Source organism: Streptomyces sp. NPDC058964, assembly GCF_042741275.1.
Lineage (GTDB): Bacteria > Actinomycetota > Actinomycetes > Streptomycetales > Streptomycetaceae > Streptomyces.
In genome coordinates this window covers 1-1555 of sequence record NZ_JBHYKH010000944.1, presented here as the reverse complement: position 1 = coordinate 1555, position 1555 = coordinate 1, and the positions used below count along the sequence as shown (strand labels likewise).

Below are 1555 nucleotides of genomic sequence, written 5' to 3'. Positions count from 1 at the left end.
CACCAACACCGGTTCCTCCCCGGTCGACGGCTGGTAGCCGGCGTTGACCCGGGCGGCCCGGGCGCGGTGCACCCACCCCAGGGAACCCCCCGGAGCGCCCACCCCCCCCGCCCCCCACCCGCCCCCGCGGGGCGCCCCGCCGCGGCACCCGCGGGGCCGCCCCGGGCCGCGGGCACCGCCGCTCGAAGTACTGGGCGTAGAGCACCTTGTGCGCGGTGCTGAGCATCTCGGCCTCCCCGGGGGCCAGGTCTGCCTTCTGTTCCTCGCCCCTGCTGAGCAAGTGGTCGACGAGATCGCCGGAACCGAGTCCGACCGCCCGGTGGATCGCGTGCGTCGGTATCACGTGTCCGGCCCGGCGGAACGCCTCCCACCAGGTCACCACGTGCAGATGGTTGGTGTCGACGAGGGTTCCGTCCACGTCGAACACGGCTGCGCGGTCGTTGCCGGTGTGTGACCGGCCCTTGCTCGTGGACATGACGAGACTCCTTCACACGTCGTGCTTCCCAGTGGTCGCACGAGCGGGCCCTGGAGGTACGCGGCCGTCCGGGGCGCAGCGGACCCGGACAGCTTGGAGCCCGGGACTTCTTGCTCGGCGTACATGGCCGCCGAGTTCCCACCAGGACGATCCGACACGCGCGACCGTGCCGGGGAACCGCACCACCCGGTCGGGCGATTCCGCGCGAAGGGCCGAGTCTTTGATCCGCTCCCGGGTACTCGGTGCCCCGGACACGGCCAACCGACAAGGAGGGATCCATGAGTACGGTGAAGGAAGCGGTCGAGGTGGAGGTTCCGCTGCGCGTGGCATACGGCCAGTGGACGCAGTTCGAGGAATTCCCGAAGTTCATGGAGGGCGTCGAGGAGGTCAGGCAGCTCGACGACCGGCACAACCACTGGACCATGAGCATCGGCGGGGTGCGGCGCGAGTTCGACACGGAGATCGTCGACCAGCTGCTGGACGACCGGATCACCTGGCGCTCGGTCGCCGGGGACACCCGGCAGCGCGGATCGGTCAGGTTCGAGCGCATCGACGACACGAACACCAGGGTGGAACTCACGATGGACGTCGAGCCCACCGGCATGGCCGAGAAGGGCGCGGACGCGCTGGGCATGATCGACCGACGGGTGAAGGGGGACCTGCGCCGCTTCAAGGACTACGTTGAGAGCGGCGGCGGCGAGGTCGGTGGCTGGCGCGGGCGCATCCGGCCCGGAGACGCCGGCTCGCCCCTGTGAACAGACGCGTTGCGTTCACGCGCGCACGGTGGCAGAAGCCCGGGTCGGTCCTGGGTCGGTCCGGCATCCCGGGCCGGCCCGGCACCGCGTATGCCGGGCGCTCTCGTGCAACGCGCCGGCGAACTGATTACCCCCGGCAAGCGCGAACCCAGCAGCGGGCGCCCCCACGCCCCCCGCGCCGGGGGGGGCCGGCGGGCCCCCCCCCCCGGCCCCACCCCCCCCCCCCACACCTCTCGCTCTCCGGCCCCGGGGGCGGGGGCCCCCCCCGCTCCAGTCCGGCTCGGTCCCCGTGGTCTGCGCACCTTGCGGGCTCCCCGTCTCCATG

The 1555-nt window shown here is 72.7% G+C and carries 2 protein-coding genes; one reads left to right on the top strand and one right to left on the bottom strand.

Features of this window, described 5'->3' with window-relative positions:
- Positions 1-475 (bottom strand): HAD family hydrolase (locus ACFW2E_RS46620; protein ID WP_384478185.1); only part of this gene is annotated, 475 nt, incomplete at its 3' end.
- Between the two features lie 278 nt (positions 476-753).
- Here ACFW2E_RS46620 and ACFW2E_RS46615 point away from each other — a divergent pair.
- On the top strand, positions 754-1230 hold the full coding sequence (locus ACFW2E_RS46615; RefSeq protein WP_384478182.1) for an SRPBCC family protein: 477 nt from the start codon (positions 754-756) through the stop codon (positions 1228-1230).
- The last annotated feature ends 325 nt before the right edge of the window (positions 1231-1555 follow it).